At 74.0% G+C, this 17812-nt stretch carries 12 protein-coding genes and 2 pseudogenes; 7 read left to right on the top strand and 7 right to left on the bottom strand.

All coding sequences use genetic code 11. The features are described from left to right. Positions 1-284: 284 nt before the first annotated feature. From ACH4PY_RS01735 to ACH4PY_RS01725, 3 genes are all read right to left on the bottom strand, one after another. Entirely contained in the window at positions 285-2270 is a 1986-nt protein-coding gene (locus ACH4PY_RS01735; protein ID WP_398174664.1) for an amino acid transporter, read from the bottom strand. 281 nt (positions 2271-2551) lie between these two features. Continuing rightward, positions 2552-3328, bottom strand: coding sequence for a hypothetical protein (locus ACH4PY_RS01730; protein WP_398174661.1), 777 nt, complete (start codon positions 3326-3328; stop codon positions 2552-2554). Between the two features lie 145 nt (positions 3329-3473). Continuing rightward, complete coding sequence (locus ACH4PY_RS01725; RefSeq protein ID WP_398174658.1) at positions 3474-4406, bottom strand: YbhN family protein; 933 nt, start codon at positions 4404-4406, stop codon at positions 3474-3476. 229 nt (positions 4407-4635) lie between these two features. Here ACH4PY_RS01725 and ACH4PY_RS01720 point away from each other — a divergent pair, with 229 nt between their 5' ends. Continuing rightward, positions 4636-5508 carry an aldo/keto reductase gene (locus ACH4PY_RS01720; RefSeq protein ID WP_398174655.1) on the top strand — a complete coding sequence of 291 codons (873 nt, stop codon included), beginning with the start codon at positions 4636-4638 and terminating at the stop codon, positions 5506-5508. 12 nt (positions 5509-5520) lie between these two features. Here the strand turns inward: ACH4PY_RS01720 and ACH4PY_RS01715 are convergent, their stop codons facing one another. Then, positions 5521-6135 (bottom strand): response regulator, encoded by a 615-nt coding sequence (locus ACH4PY_RS01715; RefSeq protein ID WP_398176020.1) that lies wholly within the window; start codon positions 6133-6135, stop codon positions 5521-5523. A 71-nt stretch (positions 6136-6206) separates the two neighbouring features. Next, positions 6207-7655, bottom strand: coding sequence for a sensor histidine kinase (locus tag ACH4PY_RS01710; RefSeq protein WP_398174652.1), 1449 nt, complete (start codon positions 7653-7655; stop codon positions 6207-6209). 213 nt (positions 7656-7868) lie between these two features. Here ACH4PY_RS01710 and ACH4PY_RS01705 point away from each other — a divergent pair, with 213 nt between their 5' ends. The 5 genes and pseudogenes from ACH4PY_RS01705 to ACH4PY_RS01685 form a co-directional block, all read left to right on the top strand. Continuing rightward, a complete protein-coding gene (locus ACH4PY_RS01705; RefSeq protein WP_398174649.1) occupies positions 7869-8588 on the top strand; it encodes an ABC transporter ATP-binding protein in 720 nt (239 codons plus the stop codon). Beyond that, a complete protein-coding gene (locus tag ACH4PY_RS01700) occupies positions 8585-10987 on the top strand; it encodes an FtsX-like permease family protein (protein WP_398174646.1) in 2403 nt (800 codons plus the stop codon). The genes ACH4PY_RS01705 and ACH4PY_RS01700 overlap by 4 nt, the downstream gene beginning before the upstream one ends. 125 nt (positions 10988-11112) lie before the next feature. Then, positions 11113-11406, top strand: a complete 294-nt coding sequence (locus tag ACH4PY_RS01695; protein WP_398174643.1) for a zinc-ribbon domain-containing protein — start codon at positions 11113-11115, stop codon at positions 11404-11406. A gap of 224 nt (positions 11407-11630) precedes the next feature. After that, positions 11631-12191, top strand: a pseudogene (locus ACH4PY_RS01690) (ATP-binding cassette domain-containing protein); the annotation flags it as partial. Positions 12192-12389: 198 nt separating this feature from the next. Next, positions 12390-13547 (top strand): annotated as a pseudogene (locus ACH4PY_RS01685) (SpoIIE family protein phosphatase); the annotation flags it as partial. A gap of 22 nt (positions 13548-13569) precedes the next feature. Here the strand turns inward: ACH4PY_RS01685 and ACH4PY_RS01680 are convergent. Next, positions 13570-14700 (bottom strand): tyrosine-protein phosphatase, encoded by a 1131-nt coding sequence (locus ACH4PY_RS01680; RefSeq protein ID WP_398174639.1) that lies wholly within the window; start codon positions 14698-14700, stop codon positions 13570-13572. 149 nt (positions 14701-14849) lie between these two features. On the opposite strand from ACH4PY_RS01680, the gene ACH4PY_RS01675 reads away from it, so the two are divergent. Continuing rightward, positions 14850-15602: a GntR family transcriptional regulator gene (locus ACH4PY_RS01675; RefSeq protein ID WP_398174636.1), complete on the top strand. Its 753-nt coding sequence runs from the start codon at positions 14850-14852 to the stop codon at positions 15600-15602. Positions 15603-15661: 59 nt separating this feature from the next. Here the strand turns inward: ACH4PY_RS01675 and ACH4PY_RS01670 are convergent, their stop codons facing one another. Then, positions 15662-17689 carry a protease pro-enzyme activation domain-containing protein gene (locus ACH4PY_RS01670; protein WP_398174633.1) on the bottom strand — a complete coding sequence of 676 codons (2028 nt, stop codon included), beginning with the start codon at positions 17687-17689 and terminating at the stop codon, positions 15662-15664. Positions 17690-17812: the final 123 nt, after the last annotated feature.

Here is a 17812-nt window from a genome sequence, read left to right as displayed (position 1 = left end):
GGCGAGCTGACCGTCCGCACCCTGCTGCGGTCGCACCGGGTGCGGCTGGACCGGCTGGCCGCCGCCCGCGTCGAAGGGCACACCGCACAACGGGTGCTGCTGCGGGACACCGCCGGGCGGCGCGCCGAGCTGGACACCTTCCTGCTGGCCGAATGCCCGCTGCTGCGCCACGCCCTCGACACGGGGGTGCGCCGCTCGCACACCGCGGGCCTGCTGCCCGCCGCCGACGCGGGCGCCGTACGGGACCTGGTGGCGGCCGCGGACGCGCGGGACGTGGCGCGGGCCTACCCGACGTGGACGCGGGGCCGCCTGGAGCGGTCCGGCTCGGCCTCGCGCAGCACCTCGCGGGTGACGGGCGCGACCTCGCCGTGGCCGAAGAGGAAGAAGCGCAGGAAGTTCGCGAAGGGGCTGCCCTCGGTCCACTCGAAGTAGATGTGCGGCTTGCAGCCGGTGACGTCCCGTACGTGCAGCAGCAGCGCGGCCAGCGCGTTCGCCACCGACGCGCTCTCCATCGACAGCACCCGGTAGCGCCCGTGCAGCACCTGCCCGTGCACGCTCAGCGCCGACTCGAACTCCGACGCGTCCGGCACCGTCACCTCCACCAGCACCAGGTCGTCCTCGGCGGGGATGTCGTTGTCCAGCCGGATCTGCTGGAGCTTCTCGCGGTATTCGGTGGCGTCCCGCAGCCCCGGCTCGTTCGCGACGAAGCGCACCTTGCGGGTCGCGATGTCGCGCACGAAGCGCTCGGCGAGCGGATCCAGCTCCACGCTCGTGACGCGCAGCTCGAAGGCCCGCGCGAGCCGGGACAGGATCGACACCAGGATGATCCCGGCGATGAAGCACGCACCGATCTTCACACCGTCGGGCCGCTCGGTGACGTTGACGACCGTCGTGTAGAGGAAGACCACCGCGATGACCCCGAAGATCACCGTCCAGCGCCGCTGCCCCGCCCGCCGGGCCGCGATCGTCACGGCGATCGCCGCGGAGCTGATGAGCACCAGCACACCGGTCGCGTACGCGCCGCCCTGCTTGTCGACGTTCGCGTCGAAGATCCACGTGACCAGGAAGGCGACGAGCGTGAAGACCAGCACCATCGGCCGCACCGCGCGCGCCCAGTGCGGCGCCATGCCGTAGCGGGGCAGGAAACGCGGCATCAGGTTGAGCAGGCCCGCCATCGCGGAGGCGCCCGCGAACCACAGGATCGCGATCGTCGAGAAGTCGTAGACCGTGCCGAAGCCCGAGCCCAGGTTCTCGTGCGCGAGGTACGCCAGCGCGCGGCCGTTCGCCGGACCGCCCGTCTTGAAGTCGTCCTTCGGGATCAGGACGGTGGTGATGAAGCTCGTCGCGATCAGGAACGCGCTCATGATGAGCGCCGCCGTCGTCAGCAGCTTCTTGGTGTCCCGGATCCGCCCGGCGGGCCGGTCCTCGGTGTCGTCCGGGTCGCCCTTCACATGCGGCATGACCGCCACGCCCGTCTCGAAACCGGACAGGCCCAGCGCCAGCTTGGGGAAGATCAGCAGCGAGACGCCGATCATGACGAAGACGTTGCCGCGCTCGGCCGTCAGCCCGCTCGTCCAGTCCGTGACCAGGTGCCCGGCCGTCACCACGTGCCACAGGCCGTTCACCACCACGACGACGTTCAGCGCCAGATAGACCCCGACGAGCACGACCGCGACGCTCACCGCCTCCAGGAAGCCCTTGAGGAAGACCGCGCCCAGCAGCGCCACCAGCACGAGCGTGATGAGCATCTGGTGGCTGTGCAGCGCCGACGAGAAGTGCGGATTCTCCACCAGGTGGGTGGAGGCGTCGGCCGCCGAGAGCGTGATCGTGATCAGGAAGTCCGTCGCCGCGAAGCCCAGCAGGGCGAGCACGAAGAGCTTGCCCTTCCAGAACGACAGCAGCCGCTCCAGCATCGCGATCGAGCCCGCGCCGTGCGGGCTCTCCTCCGCCACCCTGCGGTAGACGGGCAGCGCGCCCGCGAGCGTCACGATCACCAGGACGACGGTCGCGACGGGGGAGAGCAGACCGGCCGCGAGCGCGGCGATACCCGGCTGGTAGCCGAGGGTGGAGAAGTAGTCCACGCCGGTCAGGCACATGACCCGCCACCAGGGCTGGCCGTGCGCCTGCGGCTTCTCCTCCGGGGCGGGGGCGGCCTTCCGGCCCGCGGGCTCGTCCTTGGCCATGTCGGACAGGCCTTCGAGCATCCAGGCGCGCAGACGTGTCCGATGCGGGTGCGCGTCCTGATCCTTCGCCCCGACGGTGGTGGACATGGTGACCGGGCTCCTAGAGGTGCAGCGCCGTCGTGGGGCGACAGGGCGTGGTGAGGCGGGCCATCGGTGGGATGACCTGGTCATTTACGCAGTCTGGTCGCCGTCGACCGTGCGCGCCACCGCGCGCGCCGCGGGCCGGTGGGGCCGCGGCGCGTACGGAAGCCTCGGTCAGAGTGCGGTGCCCGCGCGGCTCGTGGGGAGCCGCGCGGGGTTTCCATACGCGTTCTTAACGCGTGCGGGAGGGATCTTGACGCCGTACGGGCTTGCCGGACGGCGGTGGTTCATGCGGTGCGCTTGCCGCGGGGCTTGGCCGACGTGGCGGGCTTGGCGGGCTTGAGGGGCTTGTCGGCCGTGAGGCCGGAGGCGGGGGTCTCGTCCGCGGTCTCGGGCTCGGCGTCAGCGGTCGCCTCGGCCTCGGCTTCGGGGTCGGTGTCGGCTTCCGCCGTCTCCGTCTCCGTCTCCGCCGTGGTGTCCGTGTCCGCGGTCTCGGTCCCGGTCTCCGTCGCCTCGGGCTCCTCGGCCGTCTCGACCTCAGCCTCAGCCTCGGCCTTGGCGTCCGGGTCCTCGAAGTGCTCGTCGAGGACGGCGTCCAGCTCGGCCGTCCAGGTCTTGAGCAGGCCGCGGGACTTGGCCTCGACGTGCGCCTCGAACCACCGGCGCGGGCCGGTGTAGACGGTCACCTTGAACCGCTTGCCGAAACGCGGCGTGTCGATCTCGACGGCGCCGATCTCGTCCCAGGTGAAGTCCGCCTCCTCCTCGTCGAGGCGGAAGACGATGCCCACCTTGTCGGCGAGGATCGTGGCGCGGCGGTCCGAGACCTCGAACAGCGGCTCGCCGCGGTCCGGTTCCTCGTCCGTCTCCGCGTCGTCGGCGTCCTCGGCCGCGGCCGGTTCCTCGGCCGCCTCCGCCTCGGACCGCTCCTCGGGCACGGCGGACGCGGCGCCCGCGGAGGCGTCCTCCGCCGCCGGCGCCGTGGCGCCCTCCGGCGCATCCGTGTCGGCCGCTTCCGGGGCCGACTCCTCGGCCGCGTCGGAACGCGGGGGCAGGAGACCTGGCACGAATGCCGGATCGGTCCCTGCGGGGTGTATCGCCGGTGTGATCGAACCTGTGCGCTGCTCCACGGCGGGCAGTATTGCCGATAAACCTGTGCTGTCAACAGCCGGGCACGCTTATGGGGGACGCGCACGCGGGCGCCGTACGCTTTTATACGACCTTGCGCCGCACCAGCGCGCCCAGCATCACCGCCGCGGGCAGCGCCGGGAGCCACGCGGTGATGATCCGGTAGCCCAGCACCGCCGAGGTCGCCGTCGCGGCGGGCGCCCCCGCGGCCACCAGCGCGACGCCGAGCGCCGCGTCCACCGAGCCCATGCCGCCGGGCGTCGGCACACCCGCCGCCAGGCATGTCGCGGCCAGGTACGCGATGGCCACGTGCGCGGCCGGTACGGGCAGCGCGAGGGCGTGCGCCACCGCGACCAGCGCGGCCGCCTGGAGCGCCGGAAAGGCCAGCGACCCGCCCCACAGCGCGAGCGCCCGCGTGGGCCGCAGATGCAGCGAGCGCGCGTCCGCCAGCGCGGTGGCCAGGAAGCCGCGCAGCAGCCGCCGCAGCGGGCGTACGGCCACCGCGGTGGCCACGGTGAGCACGGCGGCGGCCGCGGTCGCCGCGACGACCACCAGGACCGTGCCGCCCGTCGGCACCAGCCCGTGCACCCGCAGCGCGTGCGGGAAGGCCAGCAGCAGCGTCGCGAGCAGCGTCACCCGGGCGACGGATTCCGCGAGCGAGTACAGCGCGAGCGCGGCGGAGGTACGGCCCAGGGGCAGGCCGCAGCCGCGCAGGAAGCGCAGGTTCACCGCTCCGGCGCCGATGCCCGCGGGGGTGAGCTGGTTGGCGGCCTGCGCGGCGAACTGTGTCGCGAGCAGGCGCCCCGCGGGCAGCGGCTCCAGCACGGTGCCCTGTCGCGCGAGTGCGACGGCGACCCAGCCGAGCGCGGTCGCCGCGAGTGCCGCGCACAGCCAGGTCCGGTCCGCCGCGACGAGGTCCCGCCACCCGGTGGCGAGCAGCGCGCGGTGCGCGAGGGCCCAGCCGCCGAGGGCGGCCCCCGGTACGAGTGCGGCGGCGGCCCGCCAACCCTTTCCCACGGCCGTCACTCTCGTGCCCGCGTACGACGCGGGGGCGTCCGCGGGGCGACCCGGAGGTGACGTCTCCTCTGCGGAGGGCAGCGCCCCGCGCCCCCGGGGTGCCCGGCGGCGCGGAGGGCAGCGCCCCGCGCCCCCGGGGTGCCCGGCGGGCGGGGGTGCCCCCGGCAAAAGGGGTGCCCCGCAGAGGGGAGGCATAAGGTCAGGTCAGGTCAGCGAAGGGAGAACGTCAATGTCTGAGCCCACCACGCCAGTGGCCCTGGCGTCCGGGAGTTTTCTGCTGGGCGGGGATCTGCCCGTCACCCGTCTGGGGTACGGGACGATGCAGCTGACCGGGCCGGGAGTGTGGGGGGACCCCGCGGATCCGGACGAGGCGGTGCGGGTCCTGCGGCGCACCGCGGAGCTGGGCGTCAACTTCATCGACACCGCGGACGCGTACGGGCCCTTCACCGCGGACCTGCTGCTGCGCAAGGCCCTGCACCCTTACGCGGACGACCTGGTCATCGCGACGAAGGCGGGCTTCACCCGACCCGCGCCCGGGGTGTGGGTGCCGGTGGGGCGGCCGGAGTACCTGCGGCAGCAGGTCGAGCTGAGCCTGCGGCACCTCGGGGTCGAGCGCATCGACCTGCTCCAGCTGCACCGCATCGACCCGAAGCTGCCGGTCGCCGAGCAGGTCGGGGAGCTGGCGGCGCTCCAGTCGGAGGGCAAGATCCGGCACATCGGGCTGAGTGAGGTGACGGTCGCGGAGATCGAGGAAGCGAGCCGCACGGCGACGATCGTGTCCGTGCAGAACCGTTTCAACCTGGCCGACCGCGCCTCCGAGGACGTCCTGGACCACTGCGAGGCCCGCGGTCTGGGCTTCATCCCGTGGTTCCCGCTGGCGACGGGCGCCCTCGCGGGCACCGACAGCCCGCTGACCCGCATCGCGATCGAGCACGACGCGGCCCCCTCGCAGCTGGCCCTCGCCTGGCTGCTGCGCCGCTCCCCCGCCATGCTCCCGATCCCGGGCACCTCGTCGGTCGCGCACCTGGAGGAGAACACCGCGGCGGCGGGCATCCAGCTCACCGACGAGCAGTTCCAGGCCCTGGAGGCGGCTGCCTCCTGAGCGCGGGGCGCCTCACCGGGGCCGGGCCGAGCCCGGGGTGACGAGGCCGGACTCGTAGGCGGCCACCACCGCCTGGGCGCGGTCGCGCAGGCCGAGTTTGGAGAGGATGCGGGTCACGTGGGTCTTGACCGTCGCCTCGCTCACGCCCAGGCCCGCGGCCAGTTCCGCGTTGCTGAGGCCGCCCGCGAGGTGGCGGAGGACCTCGGATTCGCGCGGGGTCAGCGCCGCGAGGTCGCGGTGGACGGGGGAGGCCCCGCCGGGGTTCGCGGCGAAGCGTTCGACGAGGCGGCGGGTGATGGCGGGGGCGAGGAGGGCGTCGCCGGAGCGGACGAGGCGCACGGCGGCGACCAGGTACTCGGGGGTGACGTCCTTGAGCAGGAAGCCGCTGGCCCCGGCGGCGAGAGCGGCGTAGACGTAGCGGTCCAGGTCGAAGGTCGTGAGGATCAGGACCTGGGGGTCGTCGGGGGCGCCGCTGAGGATGCGGCGGGTGGCCTCCAGGCCGTCGAGTCCGGGCATGCGGATGTCCATGAGGACGATGTCCGGGCGGGTGCGGCGCACCGCCGCCACCGCCTCCTCGCCGTCGGCGGCCTCGGCGACGACCTCGATGCCGGCGGCGGTGAGGATCATCCGGAAGCCGGTGCGCACCAGGCCCTGGTCGTCGGCGATGACGACCCGCAGGGGCCCTTCCGCTGCTGCGTTCACGCGTCCCCCACCGGGATGACGGCCCGGACCCGGTAGCCGCCGGATATGCGGCGTCCGGCGTCGAGGGTCCCACCGTAGACGGCGAGGCGTTCGCGCAGGCCCAGCAGTCCCCGGCCGTTGCCGGTGGAGGCGGCCGGGGAGGGGGCGCCGCCGGTGTCGGCCACCTCGACCTGCACCTCGCCGGGGCGGTAGGCGATGCTCACGGTGACGCTCGCGCCCGACGCGTGCTTGACGGTGTTGGTGAGCGCCTCCTGCGCCACCCGGTAGGCCGCCAGGTCCACGCCCGCGGGCAGCGGGACGGGGGTGCCGGTCACGGTGAAAGCGACCGCCACGCCCGTGCCGCGCACCCGGTCGGCGAGCGCCCCGACCTGTCCGAGTCCGGGCTGCGGGGCCAGCTCCGCCTCGGGCACGGTGCCGGGTCCGCCTGCGCCGGGGGTGTCCGGCGCGGTGGTCGTCATCGACAGCAGGCCCATGACGTGCCGCAGTTCGGCCATCGCGGCGCGACCGGCGGCCTCGACGGCGAGCAGCGCCTCGCGGGCCATCTCGGGCTCCTTGTCCAGCACCGTGCGGGCGGCTCCGGCCTGCACGGTCATCATGCTGACGTTGTGCGTCACGACGTCGTGCAGCTCGCGGGCGATCCTGGCCCTTTCGTGCTCGACGGCGAGCTGGGTGGCGGCGGCCTGCTCGGTCTGCATGGTGCGCATCCGCTGGCGCCAGATGTGCACGGTGTTGGCGGCGAGGCCGAGCGGCAGCAGCAGCATGAAGGGCAGGAAGCTCGGTGAGACGGACGGCAGGGCCTGCTGCCGGGCTATCAGCAGCACGACGCCGCCGGTGAGCAGCGCGCCGATCGCGCGCCGCCGGTAAGGGCTGTGCAGGGCGGCGGCGTAGGCGGCGAGCACCGTCGAGACGAAGGTGAAGAAGGTCGCCGGATCCTCCACCCCGTTGACCGCCCAGGAGTGCGCGGTCAGCGCGTGGAAGAGCAGCGAGGAGCAGAGCACCGCGGTGAAGGCGCTCAGCGGCCACCGGCGGCGTACCGCGAGCGGCAGTGCGGTGAGCGCCCCCAGGACGATCAGCCACAGCGCGGGCTCCGGCGCGCTGTGGAAGAGCGTGTGCGGATCCACCAGCAGCAGACGCTTGCCGGGGGGCGGCGGCGGGACGGGCACGGGGGGCACGCCCGGGGGTGCGGGGGAGAACTGTGCGCCGGAGCGGATGGGGCCGTCGCCCGTCGCGCCGTTGGCCGTGGCGTACGCGGTGGCGGCGGCCAGCACGACGGCGGCGATCACGTCAGCCGTCCAGGCCCAGCGCGACAGCGGCTGCGGCGGCGCCCGGCGGGCGGTCGGCCCCGGGCCCAGCAGCTCGGCCAGGGCGGCCCTGACGCGGGCTGCCCCGGCGGCGACGCCCTGCGGCGTCCTGCTGACCGGCCTCACCGGCTCCGACGTGCTCACGTGTTCAGTGTGCCGGGCCCCCACCGCTCCCCACATCCCCCCTCCGTCGCGTCCCGCACCCCGTTGTACGACCGGCCGCGTACACCCCCGGGATGACGCCGAACGGGGTCCGACCACCGCGGTAGCCGCCTTCCACACGGCGGCCGACGCGCTGCCGCGGGCCCCGCTCCTAGCGTCTTGGGCACTGACCGAACAGCTCGGGGGAGGACCCGGATGAGCAGTGCACCCCTCATCGACATCCGCGAGGTGCGCAAGAGTTACGACGACGGCCCCGCGGCCCTGGACCGGCTCGATCTGACCGTCCGCGCCGGTGAGGCGCTCGCGGTCCTGGGGCCTTCGGGGAGCGGCAAGTCGACGCTGCTGAACATGGTCGCGGGCCTGGACCGGCCGACCGAGGGCAGCGTCACGGTCGACGGCGTCCGGGTCGACACGCTGAGCGAGACCGGGTCCGCGCGCTACCGGCGCGAACGCATCGGCATGGTCTTCCAGTTCTTCAACCTGCTCGACGACCTGACGGTGCTGGACAACGTGCTGCTGCCCTCGCAGCTCGTCGGCGCGGGCCGGGCGCAGGCCCGGGCCCGGGCGGCGGAGCTGCTGGACTACCTCGGCATCGCCCGGCACTCGCGCGCCTACCCCGGGCGGCTGTCCGGCGGCGAGCGGCAGCGGGTCGCGGTGGCGCGGGCGCTGATGAACCGTCCGGCGCTGCTGCTCGCCGACGAGCCGACCGGCGCGCTGGACACCGCGTCCGGCGCGGAGGTGCGCGCGCTGCTCACCGAGCTGAACGCGGACGGCCAGACGATCCTGCTGGTCACCCATGACCTCGCGCTCGCCGAGGCGTGCGCGACCCGCACGATCGAGCTGGTCGACGGCCGGATCGTGCGGGACGTCAGCGGCCGCGGCCCCGCGAACGGCACCGCGGCGGTGGCGCGATGAGCGTGCTCGGCAAGGTGGTGCGGGCCGGGGTCGGGCGGCGCCGCGTCCAGACGGTCGTGATGACGCTGACCACGATGCTGGCCGTCACGGCGTCGATCATGGCCGCGGGGCTCGTGGTCGCCTCGCGGGCGCCCTTCGACCATGCCTTCGCGCAGCAGCGCGGCGCCCATCTGACGGCGCGCTTCGACGGCGCCAGGGCGACCGGGGCGCAGGTCGCCGCGACCGCGCACGCCACCGGGGTCACGGCCGCGGCCGGGCCGTTCGCCGTGGTCACCGCGTCCCCGCGGGTCACTGCGAGCGGCGGCGGGACGATCACCTCGCAGTCGGCGCCGCTGACGATCGCGGGCCGGGCCGACCGGGGCGGCCCGGTGGACGCGCTCACGATGCTCAAGGGCCACTGGCTGACCGGCCCCGGTCAGATCGTGCTCGCGGCGCAGGACGACGGCCCGAACCTCTTCCAGCCGGGTGCGACCGCGCAGTTCACGAGCCTGCCCGGGGCGCCGAAGCTGACGATCGTCGGCCTCGCGCGTTCGGTCAGCAAGACCGCGGACGCCTGGGTGGCGCCCGCGCAGCTCGCCGCGTTCGCCGGGCCGGGCAGCACCCCGTCGTACGAGATGCTCTACCGCTTCGCGCACGCCGGGACGAGCGGGCAGGTCGCGGCGGGGAAGGCGGCGGTGGCCGCGGCGGCGCCGAAGGGGGCGCTCACGGCGGGGCTGTCGTATCTGACGACCAAGCATGTCGCCGACGAGCACAGCGCGACGTTCGTGCCCTTCATCGTCGCCTTCGGTGTGCTGGGGCTGGTGATGTCGGTGCTGATCATCGGCATCGTGGTGAGCGGCGCGGTGAGCGCGGGCACCCGGCGGATCGGGGTGCTCAAGTCGCTCGGGCTGACGCCCGGCCAGGTGGGGCGCGCGTACATCGGGCAGGCGCTGATCCCGGCCTCGGTGGGCACCGCGCTGGGCGTGCTGCTCGGCAACCTGGCGTCGCTGCCGCTGCTCGAGCAGGCCTCGGACGCGTACGGCGCGGGGTCGCTGGCGGTGGCGTGGTGGCTGGACCTCGTGGTGCCCGCCGGGGTGCTCGCGCTGGTGGTGGCGAGCGCGCTGGCGCCGGCGCTGCGGGCGGCCCGGCTGCGTACGGTCGAGGCGCTCGCGATCGGCCGTACGCCGCGGGTCGGGCGGGGGCGGCTGGCCGCGCGGGTCGCCTCCCGGCTGCCGCTGCCGCGGGCGGTGACGATGGGGCTGGCCGGGCCGTTCGCGCGGCCGGGGCGCTCGGCGACGATCTGGGTGGCGGTCGCGTTCGGCGCGGTCGGTGTGACGTTCGCGTTCGGGCTGGGGTCGTCGCTCTCGGCGATCCAGGACGGCCTCAACCGTGACACCCCCGGCCAGGTCACCGTTCCCGTGTACCCGCCGCCGACGGACGCGCCGCCGCCGGTCGCCGCCGACGGCGGTGCGCCGCCCGCGCCGGTGGCCCGCCCCGAGGCGGTGGACCGCGGCAGGCTCGTGAGCGCGATCAGCGCGCAGCAGGGCACCGCGGGGTATGTCGGCACCAGCGAGGCGCAGGTGGGTGTCGCCGGCGTGCCGGGGGCGGCGCGGGCGGACGCCTACCAGGGCGACGCGTCCTGGGCGGGCTTGCAGATGGTCTCCGGCCACTGGTTCACCGGCCCCGGTCAGATCGTGGTGGGGCACCGCTTCCTGGAGGCCACCGGGACGCAGGTCGGCGGGACGGTCACGCTCGAAGGCGACGGGCGCAGCACGCGGGTGACGATCGTCGGCGAGGCGCTGATCGTGGACGACGCCCTGCGGTTCTCGACCGACTACCGGACGCTCACGGCGATCGGCGTCGAGGCGCGGCCGGAGATGTTTCACGTGAAACTCGCCCAGGGGACCGATATCGGCGCCTATGTGTCGGCCCTCGACACGGCACTCTCCCCGCTCGGCGTCGAGGCGATCCCGTCGAGCAGCGGCACCAGCGCCACCATCGTCGCGATGGACACCCTCATCGCCACCCTCACCCTGATGCTGGTCCTGGTCGCGGGGCTCGGCGTGCTCAACACCGTGGTGCTGGACACCCGCGAACGCGTCCACGACATCGGGGTGATGAAGGCCCTGGGCATGTCGCCGCGGCAGACGATCGCGATGGTCGTGACGTCGGTCGCCGGTCTCGGGCTGCTCGCCGGGGTGGTCGGTGTCCCGGCCGGGATCGCGCTGCACGGGGTGATCGTCCCGTCGATGGGCTCGGCGGCCGGCACCCGTATCCCGCACGCCGACATCGCCGTCTTCCACCCGGGCGTCGTCACGCTGCTCGCCCTCGCGGGACTGGTGATCGCCGCCGTGGGCGCGCTGCTGCCCGCGGGCTGGGCCGCCCGCACCTCGACCGCGACGAGCCTCAGGACGGAATGAGCCGGGCGGCCCGGAGGGTCGGCCGGGAAAAGGACGGAAAGGGGATGGCGCCCCCGCATATCGTGGTGTCGGCTTCGTACGGCACACTCTGCTGAGACAGGCAATCCCGTTGTGTGGGGGGACTCATGATCATATTCGGTACGCGGACCTATCTCTATGCGCTGGCCATGCTCACGCTGGTCTGCGGGCGCTGCGGAAATCCGGCGGCGCACTCGCTCAAGAAGCGCGTCACGAAGTTCACGCTCTTCTTCGTGCCGCTTTTTCCGCTGAACACCAAATACATGACGCAGTGCACCTTCTGCGGTGTCGCCCAGGAGATCTCCAAGGAGCAGGCCGAGCAGCTCCAGGCGGGCGGCGTGCAGCCGCAGCCGGCCATGGGCCAGCCCCCGGTGCACGACCACCAGCGCCCCACGGCCTGAGCATCCGCCGCAGGACTGCCTGACCACGTCAGCGGCCGCGGGCCCGCCCTCCCGGGCGCCCGCGGCCGCTGCCGTGCGCGCGGGTCCGCACCGGGGCGTTCCCACCGGGCCGTACGAGGTCCGCGTGCCGGTTGTTGCCGGCCCGTTGCGCGGTCGTTGTACGGCCTTGGTGCGCTTCCCCGTTCCTGGGGGCAGACTTCGGTACGCGGGGGCCCGACCCGGCGGTGCGCCGGGGGCGGGAGACCGGGAGGCCGGGTGCCCCGGGGCAGGAGGTGGTGTGCGTGAGCGACAGCCCGCTGCTGGCCGTGCGCGGAGTCTCCAAGCGGTTCGGCGCGGTGCAGGCGCTCCGCGAGGTCGGCCTGACGGTCCGGGAGGGCGAGGTCGTCGGCCTGGTCGGCAGCAACGGCGCGGGCAAGTCCGCGCTGGTGAAGGTTCTTTCCGGGGTGACGCCGCCGGACGAGGGCGTGGTGGAGTGGCGCGGCCGGCCCGTCGAGCTGCGCCGCCCGCAGGACGCGCTGGACCTGGGCATAGCCACGATCCACCAGGACCTGGCGCTGTGCGACAACCTCGACACCGTCCAGAACCTCTTCCTCGGCCGGGAGTTGCGCACCTTCGGGATGCTCAGCGAGATCCGGATGGAAAAGCGCGCCCGCGCCCTGCTGGACAGCCTGTCGGTGCGGATCGAGAGCCTGCGCACGCCTGTCGCGTCGCTGTCCGGTGCGCAGCGGCAGGCGGTCGCCATCGCGCGGGCGCTCATCGGCGAGCCGCGGCTGATCGTCCTCGACGAGCCGACGGCCGCGCTCGGCTCCCGGCAGGCCGCCCGGGTGCTGGAGCTGGTCCAGCGGCTGCGCGAGCAGCACCTCGGGGTGCTGCTGGTGAGCCCGGAACTGGACGAGGTGCGGGCGGTCGCCGACCGGGTGGCGGTGCTGCGGGTCGGCCGCAACACGGGCCTGTTCGACACCAGGTACAGCACCCAGGAGCAGATCGACTCGGCCATCACCGGCAACACCACGATGGCCGCCGACCTCCAGCAGAGCCTGCTGCCGCACGGCCTGCCCGACCAGAACGCACTGGACGTCGCCTACCGCTACCTGCCCGCGCAGGCGAGCGTGGGCGGCGACTGGTTCGACGTCATCCCGCTGCCCGGCGCGCGCGTCGCGCTGGTCGTCGGCGACATCGTCGGGCACGGCATGCACGCGGCGGCCACGATGGGCCGGCTGCGGACGGCGGTCTTCAACTTCTCGATGCTCGACCTGCCCCCGGACGACCTATTGGCCCACCTGGACGACCTGGTCGGCCGGATCGACAAGGACGAGACCGACGACAGGCCGGGGCAGCCCGGCGGCGCGGCCCCCATCACCGGCGCGACCTGCCTGTACGCGGTGTACGACCCGGTGACGCGTATGTGCGAGATGGCCAGGGCCGGTCATCTGCCGCCCGCGCTGGTCGGCCCGGACGGCACGGTCGAGCTGCTGGACGTGCCCGCGGGTCCGCCGCTGGGCCTGGGCGGACTGCCCTTCGAGGCCGCCGAGTTCCGCCTGGACGAGGGCAGCCGGCTGGTCCTCTACACCGACGGGCTGGTCGAGGACCGCAGCCGCGACATCGACGTCGGCCTGGACGCGCTGCGCGCCGCGCTCGCCGGGCACCCGGAGCGTACGGCCGACGAGACGTGCGACGCGGTCGTGCGCGCGCTGCTGCCCGCCGCGCCCACCGACGACATCGCGCTGCTCGTCGCCGGGACGCGCGCGCTGCCCGCGAGCCGTATCGCCCGCTGGGACGTGCCCTCCGACCCGTCCGCGGTGGCCGCCGTGCGCAACGCGGCGACCGACCGGCTGGCCGCGTGGGGCCTGGAGGACCTGGCGTTCACCACCGAGCTGGTGCTCAGCGAGCTGATCACCAACGCGATCCGCTACGCCGGCGGGCCCATCGACGTACGGCTGCTGCTGGACCGCACCCTCATCTGCGAGGTCGCCGACGCCAGCAGCACCAGCCCGCACCTGCGGTACGCCGCGACCACCGACGAGGGCGGGCGCGGGCTGTTCCTTGTGGCGCAGCTGGCCGAGCGGTGGGGCACCCGCTACACCAAGGACGGGAAGATCATCTGGGTCGAGCAGCGCATCCCCCACGCCGCCCGACCCTGAACACCCCCGTGCCCGGGCGGATTCAGCCGACCAGCAGCTGCCGCCGCAGGTCGCGCACGTCGCGGCTGTCGAAGCCGAGCGCCTTGTCGAGGTAGCGGTCGAAGGAGCCGTACTTCTGCGCGACCTCGCCGAAGCCGGCGTTCAGGTACTCCGGGCGGACGTCGAGCAGCGCCTTGTACGCCGGGCGCATCGCCTCGGGGAGCTGCGCGAGGGCGGCGGCGTTCTCGGCGGCCCGGTAGGTGTTGCTGGCCAGGTAGTCCTGCATGACGGTCGCGCGCGGCACGCCGAGCGCGGTCAGCAGCGTGGCGCTGGCCCAGCCGGTGCGGTCCTTGCCCGCGGTGCAGTGGTAGACCACGGCGGCGTCGCGCGGGTTCACCGTGGCGTCGACGAGCGTGGTGTAGGCCTTCTTGGCGTTGTCGCCGGAGACCATCGTGCGCTCGCCCTCGGTCATCATCTGCACGGCCGCGTCCTCGGTGGTCGGCAGCGCGCCGGACAGCGCGTCGCCCAGCACGTCGGCGACGACGTAGCGGGTGCCGGCCGGGAGGCGGTCGGGGGCGGTGGAGCGCTCGGTGGAGGTGCGCAGGTCGATGTCGGTGCGGATGCCGAGCCGGTGCAGGGTCGCGAGGTCGGCGTCGGTGAGGGTGCTCAGGTCGCCGGAGCGGTAGAGGACGCCCATCCGCACCCACTGGCCGTCGGTCGTGCGGTAGCCGCCCGCGTCGCGGAAGTTGGGGGCGGAGGCGAGGTGCAGCGAGCGGTCGGCGAGCGTCAGCGGCTGCCCGTGGTCCGGGACCAGCTCGAACCACCAGCGGTCGGCGGTGCCGGGCGAGGGCACGGTGACGGTCGCGGTGCCGCGGCCGGTCGCGACGGCGTGGACGCGCGCGATGTGCTGCTGGTCGCGCCCGGCGTAGACGGAGACGCGGCCGACACCCGGGGCGGAGGTCCAGCTGAGGGTGAACGAGCCGTTCGCCTGCTGCGTGACGGTCGCGGCGGTGAAGGGGATCGCGTGGTGCGCGGCGGGCTTCGCGCTGTGCGCGGGCTTCGACGGGCGCCCCGGGTGGGCGGAGGCGGCCGCGGTGCCGCCCGCGAGGGCGCCCAGGGTGAGGGCGGCGGTCACGCCGGTGGCCAGGGCGCGACGGCGGCTGAGGTCGGACATGCGATATCTCCTGAGGTCAGAGGTGACATCTATACGTCTAGATTTCGCGGATGACGCCCCGGACCCGCCCGCTGTACGCCCTGCCGACGCCCAGGTGAACTCCAGGTGCGCGACCGTACGGGCGGCCCTCGCGCTCTAGAATCCGTACGGTGTTGCAGCGCCACGGCACCGTCCCCCTCTACCTCCAGCTCGCGCAGCGGCTCCAGCGCCGGATCGACGCGGGGGAGTTCCGTGCGGGCGCGGCCCTGCCCAGTGAGCCGGAGCTGGCCGCGCACTACGCCGTCAACCGGCTGACGGTGCGGCAGGCGATGGGCGAGCTGGACCGGGCCGGGACGATTGAGATCCGGCGCGGCATCGGCACCTTCGTCCGCACCCGCGTCCCGCAGGTCTCGGTGCACGTCAACCCGCGCACCCAGGCCGTGGACGCGCCGCCCGGCCCGGACGGGGCGCCGCCGCCCGACCCGCAGGCCGCCCGCGTCGAGCGGGTCCTCGGGACCGCCCCCGCCGACGAGGGCGGCGAGGCCGTCCGCGCGCTGGACCGGCCCGCGGCCGAGCTGGGCCGGATCGACACCCTGGTCGCCCCGGACGACCGGCCGCTCGCGGTGTGCAGCTACTGGCTCGGCGCGGAGCTCGTCCCCGAGGTGCTGCCCGCGCTGGAGGCGACCGCCAACCTGGCCGCGGCCCTGCACCAGGTGCTCGGCCACCCCGTGGAGTACGACTGGCGGGCCTTCTCCGCGACCGCCGCCGACCTCACCGACGCGCCGCTGCTCGGCGTGCCCACCGGCCACCCGCTGCTGGTCCGCGAAGGGGTGAGCTGCGCCCCGGACGGTAGGCCGCTGTACTTCGTCCGCCGCCGGATCCGCGGCGACGCCCTGCGTTTCGTGCTGCACTACCGCGACTGAGCCGGGTGAAAACGCAGGAGCCGGGCCCCGAGGGACCCGGCTCCTGCGTCAAAGAACGGTCAGTGGCGGCCGAAGGACCGCAGGTAGGCCAGCGTCGGGGTGCCGAGGCCGGTCGCGTCGTCGTAGCCGCGGACGGCGTTGAGCGAGGTGTCCTGGCCGAAGGCGACGAGCCGGACGGTCAGCGCGCCGTTGACCTCACCGAAGTCGACGATGCTGCTCAGCGGGGTCTTGGCGTGGTGCGCCGCATTCTCGTCGACGACGTCGCGCAGCAGGTTCGGGTGCGCGTAGAGCACCGGGTTGGCGAAGCCGATCGCGTGGTGGCGGGCCTGGATCGCGTCGGCCTGCAGCGCGGCGAACTCGGGCGAGCTGACGCTCGTACCGCCGTAGCCGCCCTCGCTGTAGTCGGCGCCGTCGGAGATGCCGACCAGGACCGAGGTGTACAGGTCGCCGTTCATCGACACGTCGGGGGTGACGCGCTGCGCGGTGCGGCTGTGCTCGCCGGTCATCAGGGTGTGCGCGAGCGCGGACGGGACGGCGCCGCGCTGGTAGGCGGGCTGGGCGAAGTCCTCGCTGGTGCCGCCGCCACCGCCGAAGTAGAAGGGCGCGGGCACCGAGGGCACCCAGCTGGTGCCGTCCGCCGACAGGTTGGAGCGCAGAGTGCCCATGTCCGTCTCGAAGCCGTACGTGCCGGACTTCGAGGAGATGCCGAGTGCGGTGCCGCCGACCGAGGTCACCCACGGGTCGGAGTCGGGCCAGTTGGCCTGGGCGCGCGGGGTGTCCTTCTGGCAGTTGGCGCCGGTCGCGGCCGCGGTCGGGCCGGAGTCGCCGCAGTCACCGGCGGAGAAGCCGACGCCGATGCCCTCGGCCGCCGCCTGCTGGAAGACCTGCTCGTAGGCCGCGATCTCGGACGCCGACACGTCGGCGTTGTCCGTGGTGTGCATGATCTCGCCCCACGAGTTGGAGATCACGTCCGCGAGGTGGCCGTCCACGATCGTGGTGATCGCGCCGAGCAGATCGGTGTCGTTGCAGGAGTTGGCGCCCACGTAGACCACGTTCGCGTCCGGCGCGAGGCCGTGCGCCATCTCGACGTCCAGGGCCTCCTCGGGCGCCCAGCCCTCGGGGCCGCCGCACAGGTCCTGGTCCTCCCACTGCGACGGGTCGACGACCTCGCGGTACTGCCCCGGCCGGAAGGCCTTGTCGCCGTGCGCGGTCGCGTACTGGTTGGCGTCGGCGAGCATCGTCGAGGAGGCGTACGCGTCCACGATGGCGACCGTCGCGCCCTTGCCGGTCAGGCCCGAGGCGGTGATGCCGTAGGCGTTGCGCAGCTGGGAGGGGTAGAAGGAGCACTGGTCGAACGGCACGGCGCCCTTGGCGTATCCGGCCGGACCGGCGGTCGTCGTCTTCTGGCCCCAGAAGTCCGAGCATGTCGCGGTGGTCGGCAGCTGGTCGGCGGGCTTGTCGTGCCCGGCGGTGGCGGTCGTCGGGCCGCCGTCGTTCGTGCGCACGTAGTCCGGGCGGACGACGTTGTCGCCGGCCGAGCTGAGGCCCGTCACACCGAGGACGGCGGAGGCGACGGACGCGGGCACGGTGACGTTCCGGGCCGGGGCGTGCCGCAGCGCGCCGTTCACCCGGTAGGTGTGGATGCCGGTGCCGAACGCCCTGGTGATCGCGGAGTTGGTGCCGCGTACGGTCACGGCGTGCGTGGTGCTGCCGAGCACGGTGAGACCGGCGCCCTTCGCCCACGTGGTGACGGCCTTGACCTGCGCGGCCGTGGCGCCGAACCGCGCCTGGTACTGCGCCGGGGTCAGGAACTGCCCGTAGGCGGCGTTCGCCGGGTCGGACACCGCGGTGGCGTACGCGGCCAGGCCCGCCGGGTCCTGGCCGGCGAGGTAGACGGTGCCGGTGATCTCGGTCGAGGAGGACACGGCGCCGGTGTCACCGGCCGCGGTCGCCCACGCCGGGTGGCTGTCGGCGATGGTCTTCGCGGTCGGCGCGGCGGCGCCGGAGGCGGCCTGCGACGGGGCGGCGATCAGCAGCGAGCCGGACGCCAGGGCGAGCGAGGCCGCCGCGATCACGGCGGCCCGCACTGCACGGGGGGTGGATATGTCGGTGATGACGACTCCAACGTGTGGTTCGGTGAGCGGACTTGGCCGTTCGGTAACCGCTCATGGCGGCACCGGGCTGTAGTGTGCACGCCAACCGAACCCCGG

This window comes from Streptomyces sp. NPDC021224 (assembly GCF_044332905.1).
In the GTDB taxonomy this organism is placed as follows: domain Bacteria; phylum Actinomycetota; class Actinomycetes; order Streptomycetales; family Streptomycetaceae; genus Actinacidiphila.
The sequence above is the reverse complement of the archived record's forward strand: the minus strand, read 5'-3'. Positions and strand labels throughout refer to the sequence as shown.

Coding starts and splice junctions, on each gene's coding strand:
- ACH4PY_RS01700 (WP_398174646.1), top strand. CDS start 8,585: ATGAGCGTGCTCGGCAAGGTGGTGCGGGCCGGGGTCGGGCGGCGCCGC.
- ACH4PY_RS01705 (WP_398174649.1), top strand. CDS start 7,869: ATGAGCAGTGCACCCCTCATCGACATCCGCGAGGTGCGCAAGAGTTAC.
- ACH4PY_RS01735 (WP_398174664.1), bottom strand. CDS start 2,270: ATGTCCACCACCGTCGGGGCGAAGGATCAGGACGCGCACCCGCATCGG.
- ACH4PY_RS01720 (WP_398174655.1), top strand. CDS start 4,636: ATGTCTGAGCCCACCACGCCAGTGGCCCTGGCGTCCGGGAGTTTTCTG.
- ACH4PY_RS01715 (WP_398176020.1), bottom strand. CDS start 6,135: ATGATCCTCACCGCCGCCGGCATCGAGGTCGTCGCCGAGGCCGCCGAC.
- ACH4PY_RS01680 (WP_398174639.1), bottom strand. CDS start 14,700: ATGTCCGACCTCAGCCGCCGTCGCGCCCTGGCCACCGGCGTGACCGCC.
- ACH4PY_RS01695 (WP_398174643.1), top strand. CDS start 11,113: ATGATCATATTCGGTACGCGGACCTATCTCTATGCGCTGGCCATGCTC.